This is a genomic window from Amycolatopsis alba DSM 44262 (assembly GCF_000384215.1).
Lineage (GTDB): Bacteria > Actinomycetota > Actinomycetes > Mycobacteriales > Pseudonocardiaceae > Amycolatopsis > Amycolatopsis alba.
The window spans coordinates 6,388,316-6,405,676 of record NZ_KB913032.1 but is presented as its reverse complement, the minus strand read 5'-3'; the positions used below and the strand labels follow the sequence as shown (position 1 = coordinate 6,405,676).

Genomic DNA, 17,361 nt, shown 5'->3' with positions numbered 1-17,361 from the left:
CCACCCGGACGGATGAACTAGCCGATCAGTGCTAACGAAGCAATCTGCTGCTTGTCGGCCTGAAACGACCGTTTGCCGCAGGACGCGGCGCGTGGATGGACTCGTCGACAGGAGCTCCGGCACGGTCGCATGACCTGCATGACGTGGGATCTCGATGGAGGAGCAACCTCGGTGCGTATGGATGATCTCAAGCGGCAACCTGAGGGCGTCCTCAGGCGTAGTGTCGGTTCACCACTCCTGAACTGTGTGCCTGGTCAGTTTGAGCTTGTTCCACTCCGAGTAGCCGCAGGCGGTCGCGAAGATCTGACCGACTTGCCTGCCTACGTTGTCCGCGAATTCGACGACGAGCTCCGGACAAGGATTGTCCGTGTCGCAGAAGGCTCAAGCAAAATGGTGACATTAGTCAGTGACTTCGCTGCGGGAAAGAAGCGAGCACTGTGGGAGTCCTTGTGGCAATCGGTCGAAAGAACCGGGGAACTGCTGCTGCGCGACTGGACCGTATGGCCAGCAGCTAGCCCTAGCAGTCCGGAGGCCTTGATTAACGCGGCGGAGACGGCATTGCCCAAGACGGTGTTCTTCTTGCCGAGTCTCGATCGATATCTCGGCGGGCACGATCGAGAGCTCGGAGACGCCGTCGCCCGCGTTCTACGTGAGACACTCAGCGATCCCAGACGGGGTCCGATCTTGATTCTCGGCACTATTCGAAATGACCCTCTGCGTGAACTAAGAGCCAACAGCACCCGTTTTCCACATGCGAAACTGCTTATTGAAGGTAGTGAGATCAGGGTCGCCGACGAGTTCAGCTTTCGAGAGATGAGAAGTGCGCTAGCATCCGAGGATCCTCGTGTAGTAGAAGCTGCGACGCGAGCCGATGATGATCGATATGTCATCCAGCACATGTTGGATGTCTACGACATAGACGACCGCATGGAGAATGCTGGCTTCCTTGAGCGTGCCATCTTCGAATTTGCTATCGCTGCAAGACGCTTTGGTCACGACCGCACATTGGCGCGCGATCTGTTAATAAATGGTGCTGGTGCATATCTAAAGCAGAAAGTTCAACATGTCGTGGACGAAGCTAGCATCGATGCCACGTTTGCAGAGTTGACGCGGCGGGGACCTGGGGGTGCGAGCGTAATGACTGAGACTGACTCAGCCATCGTTGACGACACCGTTATTATGCACTATCGGCTTGACGATTACATAGAGCGCAGATATGTTGCCAGTATTACGGATTCGGTGATGCCTGAACCGCAACTAATGCCCGTCCTGGTTGATACAGCAAATGACGCAAGTCTTGTGCCACTCGCTCGACAGTGTCGCAAACACTGCCTACTGTACTGGGCAATGCGTTTCTATCTACGCGCCGCAGAGGGTGGCGATCGGGCGGCTCGGTTGGAGTTGGCCGAGATGCTTCGGCTCGCGGACCGCATCGACGACGCGCTCGATCAGTACCGGCGCTTAGTGGATGGGGGTGACCAGCAGGCGATCATACTCGGAGCCGAGATGCTAATCGCGGCTGGCAGGAATTCGGATGCCGTCGACTTGCTAGGAGACTCAGACAGGCAGGGCCGACAGGAAGCTAAGTTGATGACTGCTAGAGCGTTAGAGGGCATGAAGAGACGAGGAGACGCGCTTCGGCTGTATCGTGAACTCGCCGAACAAGGTCATTTCGGTGCGGCGGCAGTAGCAGCGGACATAATGATCGATCAAGCCGAGGGGTCGCGGCGAACTGCAGCGAGAGACGAAGCCGTTGAATGGCTCATGAGGCTAGCTGATAGGTGTGGGTTCGAGGCTGTTGAACTCGCGACGGAACTATTGGTAGACAATCAGCAGGTTGACGCCGCCGTGCGCCGCCTCGACGTCTACGCGATGACAGGTAAGCGCTACGCCTGGCTACTTGGAGCGAGGATACTGTTTACGCAGGGCAGGGCAGAAGAGGCGTTAGAATGGTGTCAGGCAGCTGTAGAGTATGGAGTACCTCAGGCTGCCACCTTTGCCGCGAAGATCAACGCTCAGCTTGGCCTCGCCGAAGTCGCTATGGGGCACGCTTGGAAAGCGGTCGCAAAAGGGAGCCCTGAGGCCTTGACGGAGGTTGGAAACGTTCATGCCGAGAATGGTCTGACCGGGCGTGCTCTGGAGTGCTATCGCTCTGCTTTCGGCGCAGGAGACCGCCATGCGCTAGCTAGGGCGACTTTGGTTGCCGCAGCGGCAGGATGGAGCGGCGAAGCGGCCGAGTTTTATCGGCAAGCGTGTCGGGCGAGGTGCGAACCGCCGGTGGTGGAGGTTGCCGCCGCCTTGTGTAGGGCCAGCCAGCCAGGAGAAGCATTCGCCTGGTACTTTAAAGTGGTTCCGGATGTTGCAAACGCGGACATCATCGTTCCGTTGATAGATTTCTTCCTTACTCGGCAGGGTGGGTTAACGTTGCGATGGGATATCGCAGAACTTGCCATATCTGGCTATGTGAATGCAGTCAAGGTTGCTCGAAAAAATGCGATCTCTTGGTTAGCGGAAGGGTTCATACGGGCAGGCGAGCAAGAAGATCGAGCTGCGGCAGACCAATACGGCGGAAGGATGTATGCGCCGCCTGTATCACGAAAATTTCTTGCCGCTGCAGACTTACTAAATAGGGCTGCGGTTGATGGCGACTATGAGGCAAGGGTAAAACTTGTCGCAGTGTTGTGCCGAATTGGTCGATTCACTGAAGCTCACCGACATCTTGATACCATCAAAAGGAAAACGACGACAAATGTTGATGTCGAAATGACGGTCGCTTTAGCGGGGCAAGGCAGGCTTGACGATGCTGCGGCGGGCCTTTGGGCTCAATTAAAGAAGGCGAACGCTGTAGCTGTGGCGCCTGTTGCGAATTCTCTGCTGAAATACGACCACGAGGACGCGGCTGTCGCCTTCTTGGAGCAAGGCGTCGAGCTTGGCGACATTAATTCGCATATTTTGCTCGGTGATCACAAGTTGATTAAACGTCGATACGTCGATGCGCTTGATCTCTACTTGTTCGCACTGCTTCATGTTCATGCAGATGCGGAAAAAAGGATTGACGTGTTGTTCACCTTAACTAAAGATCATAACACGCAACGTGACCTGCGACGATACGGTGTCAATCTCGCGGCTCAGATTGCTGAACCGTGGTCAGTATCTGTGGATTCACAGTCTCTCTAGACATATCGACGTGCAATGCTTATCCCTATGAGCCAGCGTACTGAGCCTGGCGGCTTCGCGCTCGACGGGGACCGGGTTCGGAGCATTCCGGGAGCCGTGTCACGGAGTGTTCACGGTACAGAAAGTCCGGATGGGAACTCTCGCACTGCTCAGAACTCGCGTTGTCGGCGGACCTGATCACGAACAGGGATCTCCACTTCAACAAGCGGTAGCTAGGTGTGTGGAGCCCGCTACGACCGGGACACCGGCCAGCAGCCCACTGCCGTGTTCCAATGCCACCTCACCGACGAGAACAGCCGCCCGGCCACACTCTCGTCCCACGGCAACACGGGCACCGGTCTCGCCCGGATATGCGCCGGCTGGGCGGGCTGCCACGACGGCGACAACCTCCTCAGCCTCCGCATGGGCGTCCTGTCCGGCCTGATCACCCCGGAGACCGCCTACCTCACCGTCACCTACTCGTCGCCGGTCCCCTTGTGGGACTCCGGGGTCGCAGCCGCCGTATACGGCCTCACCTCGATCCTGAACCCGTCCGATGAGGCCCGCCGGGTCATCGACAAACTCGTCCGGGTGTACGGCAAAACCGGTCCCCAGGACTCCGACGGCACCTCGGCGATCTCCGGGGTGGGCGTTCTCTCGGCCGATGAGCAGGCCGAGTCAGCGGCCCATTCTGCAACAAGCGGGGTCCGGAGTCGGACAGCTACGGTCATTCACGGTTTCCTGGTCGACAACGTCGGGTTCGACGCCGGCGACCCTATGCTCGAGGACGCCGCCGAGGTCGCCGACACAGGGGTGCTCACCAGCCGAGCATCGACTTCGGGCCAAGACGCCGTTGCTGTGATCCGCAGCTACATCGTGGCCCGCAGCGGCGAAGACCTCGGCCCGCTCACCACCGACCAGGCCGAGCAGCTCCGCGACACCCTCGCCAGCGCCGGGCTATCGCGCGGGCCTGCGACGGTTCCTGGCCGAGTTCACGACAGGCTCCCCGTTCTCGGTCGTGGACCTGTTCGCCGCGGTGCACGAGACGTTGCCCGCCGGCGTCGACCCGGCGGTGCGGGCCTTGCTTGACACGCGCCTGGCCCGATTCGTCGAGGCCGGCGCGAACATCGCCGCGGCAAACGCCTCGCCGATCTGACCCGCCGAAGGGTGTCAGGCCATAGTGCTCAGGGCGTGCCGGGGCCACGGCGTCACCGCGCGGCCCCGGCACGGGTTCACTCAGTCGTCCTCGTCATAGTCGTCGTTGCGGTCGGCGGCGGCCTGGGCGCGGTCGTCGAAGCCGCTTTCCGCGGTCGGCGATGCCGGGTTACGGTCTGCGGCCGCCGAGATTCGGTCGGCCGCCTCGCGGTCCATCGGGGTCTCCTTGGCCATCACGATTCACCTCCCTCCCGGAGTCCGGGCGCGCGCGAGGGCACGGCTGGGTGCCGTGCGATGCGCACGGACGTGTTTCAGCGAGAGACGGAGAACATCATCGGGAGCGCCCGGCAGACGCGGGACCGTCCTCCCACACCATGCCCGCCTGATCAGGGCACGGTGTGCGCCACCCACGGAACGCCCGCAGGTGCGCTCACGCACCGGCTCCGGATGCCGGGCGCTACACATCCATCGTGATAAGGCCCCGATCGAGGACTCCCGGCCGTCACCCCGGGCCTGTCCTTCCCGCACGGACAAACCAATTACCGGCGAGCGGGCCTTACCCTCGCCGACACCATGCTCGGCCACCAGCTCGCGGCCGCTTCCCGATCGTGCGCTTCCTGCCGTGTCTCGTCCAGCACCGGACGGGTGCCCACGGCCGTCACCACGCGACCCGGTCAGCGGTCCTGCACGGCGAGGTAGTGGGCCGCCGCGCAACCTCAGGGCCGATGAGCACTCGACGACCATCGAGCGGTGATCAGGCCGGCGGAGCCGCCGGTCGAGACCTTGCCACCGAGCGAAGGTCTCGACCGCAGTGCGCTAGTAGACCTGCTGGCTGCATTTGAACGTGACGCCACCCAGCCATTTGACACTAAGATTGGCGGAGACCGACTTCGTGTGTCTGAGGGCCGAGTTGTAGTTGAAGTTGCCTGGATCGACCCTCTCTTTGCGATGCGTCGTTCCATCGGCCCGGTTGAAGCGCAGCTCCAACACTCCGTCAGGATCGCTGGAGCGGAACCCGCCGTCGAGGTACACCCGGTCGCCGCGAACGGTCACGGTGCCCCAGCTCCACATGGTGTTGGAGCACGACTGGTTCCACCCCCCGGCGCTCTTCGCGCCGGTCTCGGAGAACGCGATCCGAGAGGCCGAGCTCGGCTCGGCACTGGCTATGGCCGGTGTCAAGACCATAGCCGCGAGCACACCGGTCACCGCCAGCGTGACGAATTTCCGTTCCATGGACTGCTTCCTTTCCCGACTTTGCCGACCGGAATCAGGCATCTTCTCCGCATTCCGGGTCGCCAATGATTTCTCTTGTCTTTTCCGCACTTCTTCATCGTTCTCGGGGCAGCCTCGTCGGCAAGAACCCCGCCGGAGCGGCCCGAGCCATCCAACTCTCCCCAGAGAACCGCTGATCAGAGCCTTTTCCGGGCTTCCCGTCCGCCGATCCGCGGCATCGCGGTTGATGCCGCGGAGGCCAAGCCTCGTCGAAGTGCGCCGAGAACCCCCGCCTAATGCGTGTTGAATCGCCTGCCCGGAATCGCTCTCGAGCGATGAGGTGAGGCCTTGCCTGACCAGTGGGTGTCAGCTTGCCAAGGCTGCGGTTCGCGTCGCCAGCGTTGTCCACCGTCCCGGACAGAACTGCCGTGTCCTGCCTGGTCGGAGGGTTTTGTCCGGGCTGTCGGACAAACCCTCCGACCAGTCGATCCCTCGCGTGTGGGGTGTTCGGCCACGTTGGGATCGTGACCGGGGACTGCGTCCAGCCGGAATCAGCGCGGACGGCGGCGAACTCAAGTGACGGCGTTCCCGCCGCTGCCCGCGCCCGGTGACCTGGTGCCCAGCGAGCCGGTCTGGTCTTACCCGGCCACCGCCCGCAGCGGCGGCTACGCGCACCTGCGCCTGTTCACCGTGCCCGGCGGTGGGCACCTGGCCCTCGTCACCGACCCGGGACTCGGGACCTCGGTCACCAACGCGGCCGAACACATCCACGCCGCGCTCACCAGCCAGTACGGAGAGCCGCTGTGGATGATCGAGCACTACCCCGCCGCCAGGACCATGCCCGACGACGGCGAGACCCTCGACCTGGTCGACCTCGTCGGGCGCGAACCGGTGTGGCGGCAGATCTGGCCCCCGCTGCCACGGCACCGCCGGCGATCAGTCTCGGTAGCAGGGGTCGCCGACTGGTGAGGTCGCCTATTCAACTATCGCGAGTTCTCCGGTGGTTGTAGCGGAAAGTGATCGTCAGTGGCGTATCGGCTCGCATGTGGCGACCTAACTCGAGCGACCAACCAAGGCGGGGAACGGGCTTCACTGACCGGGTGACGGGGTGACGAAGAGTTCGAACGGGTCGCGGTCACCCCGAACGTGCTGTACCCGGTCTGCTTGAATCTCGCCTAAGCTGCGACAGCAGCCGATCGGTCCAGACTCAGGCAGGTGACGTGCCTTCGTGGTTCTTGGCGACCCTGCCTGTGGTCGCGAGCCTGCTCACTGCTGGGGCGGCCTATCTCGGGGTACGGCACGCCGCCCGAGGGAATGACCGCGCTACTGGGCAAAGGGAAGCCGCTGCTCGCAGGGAGGAGTGGTGGCGGCGATTCACCTGGGCCGTCGACCTTGCCAGGGACCAGTCCTCGGAGGAAAATAGGGTCCTAGGCCTGACCCTGTTGACCGCGCTAGCTGAATCAGATCTTGCTCAGGAGGACGAGCTACGCTTGCTGGAGGTTTTCTCACAACGTCAGTTGGAAGAGCACACATGCGGCCTATCCAACTTGGTCGAGGAACACGAAGCGCAGGCGGAAGAAGCATGAACAAGCCGCTGACGGTCACATCAGAGCAGGTCGCTGCCGCGAAGCTCCAGATTGTGCTCGACAGAAAACGCGGCCAGGCGTCCTCCGAGATAGTCCGACGCATCGCAGCCACAACCAGCGGCAACGTCGGAGTGGCCAGCCGCTCGGCGTCCGTGGCTGGGCAACCCCCAGCCAACCTGGTAGATGACACCGGAGGGCAAGTCGTCGAACTCAGCACCGGGCATAGCCATGTCAATCCCACGAGTCTCGCAAATCTTGCGGACGCCTTGCGCGCGTTCGGACGGCACGACGAAGCACTCGCAACTGTTCGGCAAGCCCATAGGGACGCATCAGAGCGTCATGATCGGTTTGGCGAGTCTAAAACACTGAGGGTTCTCGGAACTACCTTGAACCAGCTCGGACGCTACAAGGAAGCAATCGACGCTCATTCACAGGCACTGTTGATCGCGCGACAACTAGGCCACCTCCACGGCGAAGTCGAGTCGCTGATCGGCCTCGGCGACGCGTGGAAAGAGGAGGGTCGGCTGGAGGAAGCACTCGATGCATTCCAGCGAGCGGCTGACTTTGCCCATGAACTCGATAGTCCGCAGACCGAAGCGGAGACGAGGGTCGGCCTCGGTCGCGTGTTGCAGACCATGGGCCGCCATGACGAAGCACTCACTCAACTGCGAAAGGCTCTTGACCTCCATCAGAAGTTCAGCGAACGAACCACTGAGGAAACGTCAACACCGGTCCCTGAAGTGTAAAACGGTCGTGTATTCAGCTGTTGCGGGTTCGTCGTGGTTGTGGCGGTGAGTGATCGCCTGGGGTATCAGCGAAACACACGATCGTGAGCCAGGACAGTGTTGCTCAGCGCTTGAGGGCGGGGTCGTTCTGGCGGACCACGCGGCTCGCGGCGTTGACCATGTTCCGGGCGAGGTGTTCGTTGACTCGGTCGCCGGGGATGAGTGGCTGGCCGGAGAGGTCGTCCCAGTCGGCGTAGAACGCGCTCATCTTGCTGCCGGTCACGGCTTTGGCGAATGTGCTGTTGGGGATGGTCATGACGTCACGGGCGCGGTTCCAGGCGTCTTCCCCGCCGCCCCCGGGCGGCTGCATGCTGTCGAGGAGCTCCCCCGACCAGGCCCGGATCTTGGGGTCGTGGGTCTTCAGGGCGTGCCAGAAGGTGCTCCAGTCCGCGGGCGGGCTGATGGCGACCTGTTTGCATAGCTGGAACTTGCCGTACTCCTCAGCGGCGAGGGCAGCGAGGGCGCAGGCCCGAGCCCATTTGTGGTGATCGAGCAGGATCTTGGCGTCATCCAGCAGCGCGGCGGCGTTGGCCAGGGCCGCTTCCCCGAAAGCACGTGCTTGCTCGGGTGTGAGAGCTGATGTCCGCTGGGCCATGGCGTACTCCTCCGATTAGGAGGAGAAGCCTGATCGGTTGGTGATCGCCAGTCAAGCCGGTTACGGTGGCTTCGAGCGCTAGGCACGAGGCCGTCGTCGATAACCTGGATCCGTGATCTCCCGCTACCACCTCAAGTGTCCCGGCTGCGAGGAAATGTTTGTCGCGCGGCTCGGGGTTGGGCCGACCCGCGGCACTCGCTTCTATCTGCCGTGCCCCGAGTGCCGCTTGCCGATTCGAGGGTCAATGTCGGGTTCCGAGCTTTCGGACTACCGGATCGACATCGACTGCGAGGTGCTGAGCAGCCGCGATCCCGAGCCGGACGGCGTATCGGTGGTGACCATCGATCCGTTCGTGCCGTCGCTCTATGAAGCAGACTCGTTCGCTCCCGCCGGGGCGTTCCCCACGATGACGCTCTTGCGGATCCTCGGTCGCGACGTCCTTGGCGAGTTCGAGTCGGAGCGCCACCAGACCCTCGAAGCTGGCCGGGCCTTGTGGCCCAAGGTCCGGATGCTGTTCCAGTACTACCTCCAGGGCAATGCCGAGATGTTCACTCGCATCGCGCAGAAGCATCTCGGGCTTGAGTGGGAGCCGCGCACGAGCCACGAGCGGACCACCGTCGCGTACCACGCTCTGCAGGTTGTCACGACTACGATCACAGGGACCACCGGGAACTCCAGTGCGAGAGTGTTAGCCCGCTTCGCGCGGAAGCACGCCGCGGCGCTGGACCGGCATCCGGACCATGCCTTGACCTTCCGGCGTCGGGGGCAGGCGTCTGCCGTGTTGGAGCGAGATCTGTTCACCGAGCTCAACCGTTTCGTGGAACAGCAAGACTCGTGGGAGATGGGCCTGCTCGGCAGGTTCGTCGGCGCGGAGGAGAAGAGGGCCTTCGATGAGCTGGTGCTGTTCCGGGACGAGTTCTCGACGGTAAGGGATCTCTATCAGCATGGATTCGAGCTCGCTTGTAAGTGCCTATGGCCGTTGGTGGCAGCTCAGAACACTGTTAGGCGGGACAACCCCGATGACTTCGGGGACGTCCACCCCGAGAGCGTGCCCGTGAAGAAGCATCCCAAGAGCCTCAAGCAATTCGACAGTCTGTCGAACGCGTACAAGATCGCCTACGTGGCTCAGGTTCCTGGCTGGGAGTCGTTCGCGGTTCTGCTCGACAACCGTCGACGCAACACGATCGGGCACGCTACGGCGCACCACGATCTTCAGAATGGTCAGGTAGTCAGCGATAAGGACCCGGCAGGGATGACGTACCTGGAGTTCCTTGGCGAGACCCTCGGCGTCTTCGAGGCGCTCTCGACGCTCGCCCAGGTCTTGAGAGCAAGTCGCGTGGCTTCATCGCCGGACTTCGACCTGCCTGAGTAAGAGAGTCAGAGACTCGCCCTTCAAACACGGTCGTGGTCGCCTGGGGCGTAGCGGTTCCAGGTGGTTCCGGCTCTCGTGGCGATTTTGGTGGTGGTGACGGGGTGGTAGCCGACGGCGTCGGCGACCACGGGTGCGGGCATGGTGAGCACGTGGTGTCCGATGGCCGAGGTGCGTCCGGTGGTGGTGGGGACGCCGAGCCCGATCACCAGCATGCCGAGTGATCTGGGGTGCATTGGTTGTCCGGCGCGGCGGCAGGGGAACAGCCAGCGGGAATTCGGGTTGGTGGCGGTGTTCATGTTGTCTCGCTGGGCGATCCAGGCCAGGAGGAGGTCTGTGACTGGCGCTGGGACTGGTGAGGGTGGTTCGCCGAGGCGGAGCAAGGCTTCGTCGCCGTCGCGGGTGAGGTCGTCGACGGTGAGCCGGACGATCCGGCTGAGCGGTTGTGCGTAAAGCAGCACGATCACGCCGGCGACCTGGGGCCGCAGTGGCAGGTCGTGGCCGGAGAGTAATCGGCCCAGCAGCGCGATCCGCTCCGGTTCTGGCAGCGGGGCCTTGCGGGTGATGAGTTGAGCCGGCAGCCGTAGTGGCCGGAGGAGTTTGCTGGTCATGCCCCAGATCAGGAAGCCGCGAAGCGATCTCCGTTCGTGCTCGCTGTGGCTGGCGTGCCAGTCGTCGATGCCAGCTTGGTTGCAGAGCTCCAGGGTTCGTTCGTGGTCGGCGAGCCAGGTGAGGAACCGGGTGGCCAGCTTGACCTGGTCGGAGGCGAACGAGCGTGTGGATGGGGTGAGCGGCCTATGCGCGGCGCGGTTGCGCAGCCGGGGCAGGACTTCCCAGGTGATGAACCGGCGCACGATCTTCTCGTGGTCGGGGACGCTGATGCCGTCGAGGTGCGTGCGAAGCCAGCGTTCGAACGAGCAGATTTGCTTGTCCACCAGTGGCAGCACGCCGCAGGACATGAGCAGTTCCCGCAGATGCGCGGCCGCCCGCCAGGGCTGGAGGCGGTGGAACGCCTCGTGCGTGAGTTCGATGTCGCCGTTTCCCAGACCGCGCAACAGCTTCGCCGCCGCCCCAACGTTCGGTGGTCGCCCGTCGAGCCAGTTCAGCCCGGTGCGCGGGTTCTTCATCTCCACGAGCATGCGGTGCAGCGGAACCAGTTCGGGTCGAACCTGGCCGGTGCCGTCGTCCAGCAGCGCGGCGAGCTGGTCGGACAGGGTGCAGCGGAGGCAGAGGCGGCCCGCGCGCAGCTGGCTTTCCTGGCCGCAGCGCGAGCAGGCGTAGGACGGGCGGAAATCGGCGCAGCCGGTGCAGATCGCGACGGCGTCGGCAGGCCGGAGGCCAGGGAGGAGCCGGTGCTCGCCGCACTCGGGACAGCGCCCCTGAACGCGCAGGGCGCGGCATTCACAGGTGCGGCAGACCTGCCCGTCGGGCCAGACCGCGGCGAAGAAGCCGAACCGGCCGCAGCGCGCGCAGGTCCGCTTGTGCCAGCGTTCCCGCTGTTCGGGGGTGCGGTAGGCGGGACTCACTCGCCGGGCAGGATCCGGGCGGCGCGAGGCCGCAGCCTCGCGACCGCAGCCGACGATGCGGGGCGGTCATCGGTGGCGGTCTTGCGGACTCCGGCGTTCTCCGCAGTGATGGCCACCAGGTCGGCCGGCGTGCAGCCGAGGATGTCGCAGAACGCGGACAGCACCTGCAGTGAGAGTCGTTCCGGAGTGCCGGAGACCAGGCGGTGAACCTGGGACGCGGACAGGTCGATGCCCCGTTCCTGCAACAGCGGAACCAGCTCGGTGGCGGTGAAGATCCCGCGGCTGGCCATGACCTCCCGCAGCCGCCAGGCATAGCCGACTTTCCGCTTCATGACAGCACTTCCGGACCGGCCAGAGCCGCGGCGACCACGCTGTCGAGGTGACGACGCAGGGTGCGCTCGCGGAAGTCCGAGCCAACGCAGGTGTAGATCGAAGTCGTGGACGCGTGCTCGTGACCGACCTGCTCCTGAACGAAGCGGGGATCCCAGCCGCCCTCGATCAAGTGCGTGACGTAGGAACGGCGCAGCGAGTGGAAATCCAACCCGTCGTCCAGGCCCAGTTCGCGGCGGTAGGCGACGAACCGGGAATCCAGCCGCTGGCAACCCACCCGTGCTCCGCGCTCGGACGGCCAGGCCGCTGGGCTGCCATCCGCGCCGAGCAAGGGCCGGATCTCACCGAACCACTCGTCCAAGATGTCGGGGGTCCAGTCCCAGACGGTCATCACGCTGCGCTGCTTGGGCGGTGAGCCCTTCTTCGCCTTACCGAACCGGACTCGACACAACCCGTACTCGCCGAACTCCGCCCCGGCCACGTTGCGAGCGAAGTCGGCCGCGTCCAACATCCGGGTTTCGTTGCGCCGCAACCCGAAGGCGTAGGCGGTCTTGAACAGCGTCGCGTCCCGGAGCGCCGGCAGCCAGCCCTTGCGGCCGAACGCGCGGATGCGCGCCACCTGATCGTCGGCGTAGGCGAAGAACTCGTGCAGCTCCTTCCTCGTGAAGGCCCGCTCCTTCGCGTCCGCCTCGCTGGCCTGAACGTGCTGGGCAGTGTTCCACTCGTGCACGACCTGGATCGGGTGCGTGCCGAACCGCTCCTCGCAGGTCGCGGTCCATTCGTAGGCGGGGTCGGTGACGAAGTGGCAGAAAGACCGGACCGCTTCGGAGTATGACCGGATCGTCGAGCGCTTCAGCTCCCGCAGCGACCGCAGATCACCCAGCCACTCGTCGATCATCGCCGGGGACCACTGCCACGGGAAAGCGTTGACGTAGTGGGAGAACGCCCGAACCGTGTGCTCGCGGCCCTCGACCGTCGAGCGGGCCAGGTTGCGGGCGAGCTGCTGATTGGCGAACCCGGCCAGCATCGCCGAGAACACCTGCTCCTCCGGCCGCAGCAGTGACACCCCGCCCACCAGTTGCAGGCTCGCCGCACCCGGCGCCACGCCGATCGGCCTCACTCCGGCCACCACTCTCCGTTAATCGCATCAAACGCGACTGAATCGCATCTGATGCGAGTCGTCCAGAAAACCGCAGTACAACCAGCCGAACGAGTGACCGACGCGATCCGAGCTGGTCCGTCGGGTGGGCCGGTAGGCTCACCTCGCCGCGCCGCTTCGAGTGCTGGCCGCACGGCAAGCGCGGCATCCACTGTGGACGTCTTCGCGAACTGTCGCGAATTCGCATCTGCTGCAATTGGCGGCGCTTGTAGTATTCGCGGAATTTTGGGCGGATATACCCCTGACCTGCGAGAACTTGACTGCCGGAACGGCCTAGCCTCGCCGTCGTGGGCTGGACAGCGTCTCGGTAGCCGTGTGCACGGCGGCCAGACCGGGCTGGACGTAGCGCTGCACGCTGCGCAGCGACTTGTGCCCGGTCTTGGCCATGATCACGTTCGCGGAGGTGTTGGCCTCCCCGAGGTGGGTGGCTGAGCTGTGCCGCAGTTGGTGCAGTTCCAGCCCGTCGGAGTACTGGCCGAGCAGGATCCGGGCTCGGTTGTAGCCCGGCCGGGCCCGGCCGGTCTCCAGGCAGATGTCGTCCGGGTCGAGGGTCGCCCGCCGGTGCGGGCCGGGCCGGTACTCGGACAGGAACAGCGGCCCGCTCGTCCGACCGGCGATCAGCCTCGGCAGCAGACGGGCGGTGTCGGTGCCCCAGGTGATCCACCGGGTGTCGCCGCCCTTGACCACGACCGGCGCCTGCCGGTTGGCCAGGTCTAGCTTCTCGATGTTGACCGAGAGGACCTCGGCCGCCTGGGCGGAGGTCTCGTAGAGCATCCGCCACAACGTCTTCTCCCGTAGCGGGACGTCGCGCCGGCGGCACAGCCAGTCGATCCGGGACCTGGACACGGCCTTGGTCTCGTCGACGTGCTCGCGCCGCCGTTCGGCCGGCGCGGTCCAGTGCTTCTTGTCCGCGTACCAGGTCAGCCACGCGCACGGATCCGACCCGACGAAACCGCCCACCTAGACCACGAGCCCAGCCGCACTTGACGTTCGACACTGATGTTGCGCTTCGCGGTGTTCCGGCGATATATCCGGTGCGACCAGGCCCGCCGGGCACGAGCCCGCACCCGACGTGATGGCGATGCTCCACGCCTGGGCCAAGGACATCGCCAGCGAGCCCTTCTCCGACGCGGTATCGCTGGAGACGTTGATCGAGACGTGGCGACACCGGAAACGCTCGCCGCCAGGCGAGGCCAGCGCCGCGTAGACCCTCTTTGAAGGCGAGTTCCTCTAAGAAGGCCCATTCAGCAGGGGCCGCAGTGCCAGGGACACGGCCGGGTCGTCCCAGCTCTCCCCGCTCGGGTCGATGTCCGGGAACCGGTTCAGGTCCGCCCAGGCCCGTGTGGCGTGCGTGGCGACCCGGTCGCCGTGGCCGGTGAGCACGCGGGATCCGGGTAGCGGCCGCTCCCAGTCGCCGCCGGCGCTGTCGAGCCAGGCGGTGAACTCGGCGTCGGTGAGGGAGAGGGTGTGGTGGTCGACGGCGGCGGCGTAGCGCGCCACGGCGTAGCCCTGGGCCGCCGACATCGCCGAGCCCACCCCGGATGCCTCCAGCGCCCGGTGCACCCGTGCGCCCGGCTCCGGAACCGCGCCGACCGCGGTCGGTGTTAGGGCCGGGCGCACGTATCATCGTCTGTGGACGACGCAGCTCAGCCGGGCGTGCCGATCCGACCGGCGACCTCGTATGCACTGAGGCGGCTGTTGTGTTGGTAGAGATCGAAATCGTGCTGTCCGCGCCCGCGGTCGGCGTGGTCGGTGAGCGCTTGCGCGTTCAGGGCGCGGATCGTTCGCAGGGCCGCCTCGAGCGGTAGCCCGCCGGCGGGGGTCGCGGTGAGCGCGGCGACCGTGCTGGCGGTGAGCGCGATGGTGGCCCAGTTGACGGTCGTGAACGCCTGCAGCGGAATGTGGTCGTCGAGAACGTCGGTCAAGGCCAGGCGGATGCCGGTGTGGCCGACCGGGAGTTCACGCAGCCGCCGGAGGATGGCGGGGTGTCCGGTGAGGGCGTGGGCGGGAACGGCGAACTGGAGCCGGTCCGGCTGGATTCCGGTGTCGGCGGCGATGGTGGTGAGGTTGTCCAGCAGCGGCTCGTCGTGGACCGTGCTGCCAGGCAGCCCGAGCAGGATCGTCGGTGCCTCGCCGTGCGCGGACCAGGTGACGCAGTCACGGGCCGTGCGGGCCAGAACCGCGGGGATTGCCGCGGACAACAGCCCCGTGTGGTCGGCCAGGTCCGCGATGTCGCACAGGTCCCGTCGGGTCCCGTCGGGACTTCGCCAGCAGGGCAGGGGACGGACCGCGGCGAGCCGTCCGATGGCGGTGTGGATGGGCTGGTAGTCCACGTCCAGGTCGTCACTGTCGAGGGCCGTGGCCAGTTCCGCGAGGAGTTCGAGCTGGTGATGGTCGTCGCGGCCGGGCTGGTGCGCGGGCGGATCGGCGTGGATCCAGGGGGCGCGGGCGTCGTCGGTGTCGTGCAGGGCGCGGCGAGTACGGCGCAGCAGGTCGTCGAGGGTGTCGGCGGGGCGGGCTTCGGCGATGCCGATGCGGGGCCGCAGGCGGATCTGGTGCGCGTCGATCCGGACCGGGTCCCGTAGCCAGTCGGAGAGTTGTTTGACCAGGTGGATCACAGTGGTCCAATCGGTGAGATCGTAGAGCAGCACGAGAACGTCATCACCGCGGCGACCGACCAGTTGCCGGTGCCGGGCGGGGTCGTGCACGCCGCGGATCCGGGAGTGCAGCTGCGCGAGGAGCCGGGCGCGCAGGTCCTGCGGGAGGACGTGGTCGAGGTGGGCCCAGCCGACGAGGCGGATGGTCAGCAGCGCGGCGGGATCCGGGGTGTCGGCGAGGATCCGGCGGGTCTGCTGCGCGAAGGCCACTTCGGTGAGCAGGCCGGTGGTGGGTTCGAGGTCGACGCCGTGTTCCAGCGCCCGCAGGAAGGTGACGTTGGTCAGCACGACGGTGACATCGCCGTCCTCGCCCGCGTCGTGGTCGCGGCCGATGGTCGCGGTCGCCCACCGCGGCGGCTGCTGGGCGTCGGCGCGGATCCGAAACTCGGTGGTCACCTGAGGAAGATCGGGCAGGCCGCCACGGTCGCGCGGCAGGGTCGCCAGGGCGCGGCGGAGTTCCTCGGCGTCCTCGGCGTAGAACGCCAGATCCGGTAACGGGACACCGCGCACCTGGCAGAGCGGCCGGCCGAGCAGGGTCAAGGCCGCGGTGTTGGCTTCGGTGATCGCGCCGTGCTCGTCCACTCGCAGGATCGCGGTGACCGCGCTGGTGACCGCGGCGCGGAACCGGCGGGCCCGGGTGCCATCGCCGGTCACGGCCAGCCCCAGGTTCAGGACCGCGGAGGTGAGCGCGGTCTGGTCGTCGCGGACCCGTTCCTGCAGGCCTTCGGCGAAACCGCCGCTGAACTCGCCGATCACACGGGCGGTGACCGCCCGGCGGGCACGCGGGGTGAACTCGGCGGCCAGGTCCGACAGCAACGACACGCACAGGCCCAGGGTCTCCGCCGCGAGCCGGTGGCCGTAGGCGAGGTCATAGCCGATCTCGGCGGGACTCACCACCTCCCCGACCGGCGACACGGTGCCGCCGGGATCGGGGATCGGTGCTCCGAACGCGGCCAGCAGCGCGGCGGTCCAGCGGCCGAACAACCGCTCGGCCTCCGCGCGTTGCAGCGGCAGGCAGGTGCTCGCCGCGAGGGTCCGGTACCAGCGGCGCCCGAACTCGACAGTGTCATCCACGGTCAGTTCCAGGCCCGGCTGCAGCGGGTTGTCCGCCTCCGCCACCGCGGCCGCGACCATCGCCTCCACCGCCGGGTCGGTGATCTCCGGATCGGCGGTGACCTCCCACGCTGCGGTGATCGGAGCCTGCAGCGGGTCAGGCACCCCGGCCGCCTCGCCGCTCCCCTCCGCCGAGGACGGAGCAGGCACGGTGTGCCGGTCGTGGTGGTCGCCGCCAGGCGGGAGCGCCGCTGTGGTCATCGATCCGTCCCTTCACGAGTGCCATTGCCGGAATCAGGCGCGTAGATCTCGCGGGTCAGCTCCTTCTTCGCCCGGGAGATGTAGGACCGGACGGTCGCGCAGTTCACGCCCAGGTATTCGGCGATGTCCTCCAGGCGCCATCCCTTGTCCAGGAACGTCAACGTCAGCCCGAGATGACGCGGTAGCGCGCCGATCGCGTCGATGAACAGCATCCACTCCCCCGGCCGCGGCGGTATCCAGGACCCCACCAGCACCGACCGGCCCGGTATGAGTCCGGCCTCGTCGATCTCCGTGTGGCCGAAGTTCTTGTCCCGCATCGCGTCCATGGCCTTGTTCTGCGCGACCCGGTACAGCCAGGCGAGTTTCTCACCGCGGATCTTGTGCCAGTTCATGTACAGCGCGAGCAGTGCCTCGCCGACGACGTTGTCGTGATCCACCGACGGTGCGGACCTGCGGACGAACTGTGTGAGACCGGCGCGTTTCTCGCTGACGATCATCGAGCACTCCAGGTAGTCCT

The 17,361-nt window shown here is 65.5% G+C and carries 16 protein-coding genes; 6 read left to right on the top strand and 10 right to left on the bottom strand.

What is annotated here, in order from left to right:
• Window positions 1–171 precede the first annotated feature (171 nt).
• Together AMYAL_RS49450 and AMYAL_RS47885 are read left to right on the top strand one after the other, a co-directional pair.
• The gene (locus AMYAL_RS49450; protein ID WP_143267655.1) at window positions 172–3,177 is read left to right on the top strand and encodes a tetratricopeptide repeat protein; all 3,006 of its coding nucleotides are present in this window, start codon (window positions 172–174) and stop codon (window positions 3,175–3,177) included.
• 216 nt (window positions 3,178–3,393) lie between these two features.
• Window positions 3,394–4,245: a DUF6283 family protein gene (locus AMYAL_RS47885; protein ID WP_020634992.1), complete on the top strand. Its 852-nt coding sequence runs from the start codon at window positions 3,394–3,396 to the stop codon at window positions 4,243–4,245.
• Between the two features lie 147 nt (window positions 4,246–4,392).
• Here AMYAL_RS47885 and AMYAL_RS49445 read toward each other — a convergent pair whose 3' ends face one another.
• On the bottom strand, window positions 4,393–4,545 hold the full coding sequence (locus tag AMYAL_RS49445) for a hypothetical protein (protein ID WP_020634991.1): 153 nt from the start codon (window positions 4,543–4,545) through the stop codon (window positions 4,393–4,395).
• 582 nt (window positions 4,546–5,127) lie between these two features.
• Window positions 5,128–5,544, bottom strand: coding sequence for a hypothetical protein (locus tag AMYAL_RS0130060; protein WP_020634990.1), 417 nt, complete (start codon window positions 5,542–5,544; stop codon window positions 5,128–5,130).
• Between the two features lie 555 nt (window positions 5,545–6,099).
• Between AMYAL_RS0130060 and AMYAL_RS0130055 the strand changes: the two genes are divergently transcribed.
• A complete protein-coding gene (locus AMYAL_RS0130055; RefSeq protein ID WP_020634989.1) occupies window positions 6,100–6,492 on the top strand; it encodes a hypothetical protein in 393 nt (130 codons plus the stop codon).
• 613 nt (window positions 6,493–7,105) lie between these two features.
• Window positions 7,106–7,855 (top strand): tetratricopeptide repeat protein, encoded by a 750-nt coding sequence (locus AMYAL_RS48625; protein WP_167336171.1) that lies wholly within the window; start codon window positions 7,106–7,108, stop codon window positions 7,853–7,855.
• Window positions 7,856–7,958: 103 nt separating this feature from the next.
• On the opposite strand, the gene AMYAL_RS0130035 is transcribed toward AMYAL_RS48625, so the two are convergent.
• A complete protein-coding gene (locus AMYAL_RS0130035; protein ID WP_020634985.1) occupies window positions 7,959–8,489 on the bottom strand; it encodes an AbiV family abortive infection protein in 531 nt (176 codons plus the stop codon).
• Window positions 8,490–8,601: 112 nt separating this feature from the next.
• Between AMYAL_RS0130035 and AMYAL_RS0130030 the strand changes: the two genes are divergently transcribed.
• On the top strand, window positions 8,602–9,861 hold the full coding sequence (locus tag AMYAL_RS0130030; protein WP_020634984.1) for a hypothetical protein: 1,260 nt from the start codon (window positions 8,602–8,604) through the stop codon (window positions 9,859–9,861).
• 20 nt (window positions 9,862–9,881) lie between these two features.
• On the opposite strand, the gene AMYAL_RS0130025 is transcribed toward AMYAL_RS0130030, so the two are convergent.
• The 4 genes from AMYAL_RS0130025 to AMYAL_RS46470 form a co-directional block, all read right to left on the bottom strand.
• Window positions 9,882–11,384 carry a hypothetical protein gene (locus AMYAL_RS0130025; protein ID WP_020634983.1) on the bottom strand — a complete coding sequence of 501 codons (1,503 nt, stop codon included), beginning with the start codon at window positions 11,382–11,384 and terminating at the stop codon, window positions 9,882–9,884.
• Complete coding sequence (locus AMYAL_RS0130020; RefSeq protein WP_020634982.1) at window positions 11,381–11,716, bottom strand: helix-turn-helix domain-containing protein; 336 nt, start codon at window positions 11,714–11,716, stop codon at window positions 11,381–11,383. The genes AMYAL_RS0130025 and AMYAL_RS0130020 overlap by 4 nt, the downstream gene beginning before the upstream one ends.
• Window positions 11,713–12,843 (bottom strand): tyrosine-type recombinase/integrase, encoded by a 1,131-nt coding sequence (locus AMYAL_RS0130015; RefSeq protein WP_245193147.1) that lies wholly within the window; start codon window positions 12,841–12,843, stop codon window positions 11,713–11,715. The genes AMYAL_RS0130020 and AMYAL_RS0130015 overlap by 4 nt, the downstream gene beginning before the upstream one ends.
• A 303-nt stretch (window positions 12,844–13,146) precedes the next feature.
• Window positions 13,147–13,833 carry a site-specific integrase gene (locus tag AMYAL_RS46470; protein WP_020634980.1) on the bottom strand — a complete coding sequence of 229 codons (687 nt, stop codon included), beginning with the start codon at window positions 13,831–13,833 and terminating at the stop codon, window positions 13,147–13,149.
• Window positions 13,834–13,954: 121 nt separating this feature from the next.
• Here AMYAL_RS46470 and AMYAL_RS50855 point away from each other — a divergent pair, with 121 nt between their 5' ends.
• Window positions 13,955–14,080: a hypothetical protein gene (locus tag AMYAL_RS50855; RefSeq protein WP_280632812.1), complete on the top strand. Its 126-nt coding sequence runs from the start codon at window positions 13,955–13,957 to the stop codon at window positions 14,078–14,080.
• 23 nt (window positions 14,081–14,103) lie between these two features.
• Here AMYAL_RS50855 and AMYAL_RS0130000 read toward each other — a convergent pair whose 3' ends face one another.
• Genes AMYAL_RS0130000 through AMYAL_RS0129990 form a run of 3 tightly spaced genes read right to left on the bottom strand, consistent with a single transcriptional unit; the run spans window position 14,104 to window position 17,341 of the window.
• Window positions 14,104–14,493, bottom strand: a complete 390-nt coding sequence (locus tag AMYAL_RS0130000; RefSeq protein ID WP_143267656.1) for a hypothetical protein — start codon at window positions 14,491–14,493, stop codon at window positions 14,104–14,106.
• A 26-nt stretch (window positions 14,494–14,519) separates the two neighbouring features.
• Window positions 14,520–16,844: an EAL domain-containing protein gene (locus AMYAL_RS0129995; RefSeq protein WP_020634977.1), complete on the bottom strand. Its 2,325-nt coding sequence runs from the start codon at window positions 16,842–16,844 to the stop codon at window positions 14,520–14,522.
• Window positions 16,841–17,341, bottom strand: a complete 501-nt coding sequence (locus AMYAL_RS0129990; RefSeq protein WP_020634976.1) for a sigma-70 family RNA polymerase sigma factor — start codon at window positions 17,339–17,341, stop codon at window positions 16,841–16,843. Before AMYAL_RS0129990 ends, AMYAL_RS0129995 begins: the two co-directional genes overlap by 4 nt.
• Between the last annotated feature and the right edge of the window lie 20 nt (window positions 17,342–17,361).

Coding starts and splice junctions, on each gene's coding strand:
- AMYAL_RS0130035 (WP_020634985.1), bottom strand. CDS start 8,489: ATGGCCCAGCGGACATCAGCTCTCACACCCGAGCAAGCACGTGCTTTC.
- AMYAL_RS0129990 (WP_020634976.1), bottom strand. CDS start 17,341: ATGATCGTCAGCGAGAAACGCGCCGGTCTCACACAGTTCGTCCGCAGG.
- AMYAL_RS48625 (WP_167336171.1), top strand. CDS start 7,106: ATGAACAAGCCGCTGACGGTCACATCAGAGCAGGTCGCTGCCGCGAAG.
- AMYAL_RS50855 (WP_280632812.1), top strand. CDS start 13,955: ATGCTCCACGCCTGGGCCAAGGACATCGCCAGCGAGCCCTTCTCCGAC.
- AMYAL_RS49445 (WP_020634991.1), bottom strand. CDS start 4,545: ATGGCCAAGGAGACCCCGATGGACCGCGAGGCGGCCGACCGAATCTCG.
- AMYAL_RS0130020 (WP_020634982.1), bottom strand. CDS start 11,716: ATGAAGCGGAAAGTCGGCTATGCCTGGCGGCTGCGGGAGGTCATGGCC.
- AMYAL_RS0129995 (WP_020634977.1), bottom strand. CDS start 16,844: ATGACCACAGCGGCGCTCCCGCCTGGCGGCGACCACCACGACCGGCAC.
- AMYAL_RS0130060 (WP_020634990.1), bottom strand. CDS start 5,544: ATGGAACGGAAATTCGTCACGCTGGCGGTGACCGGTGTGCTCGCGGCT.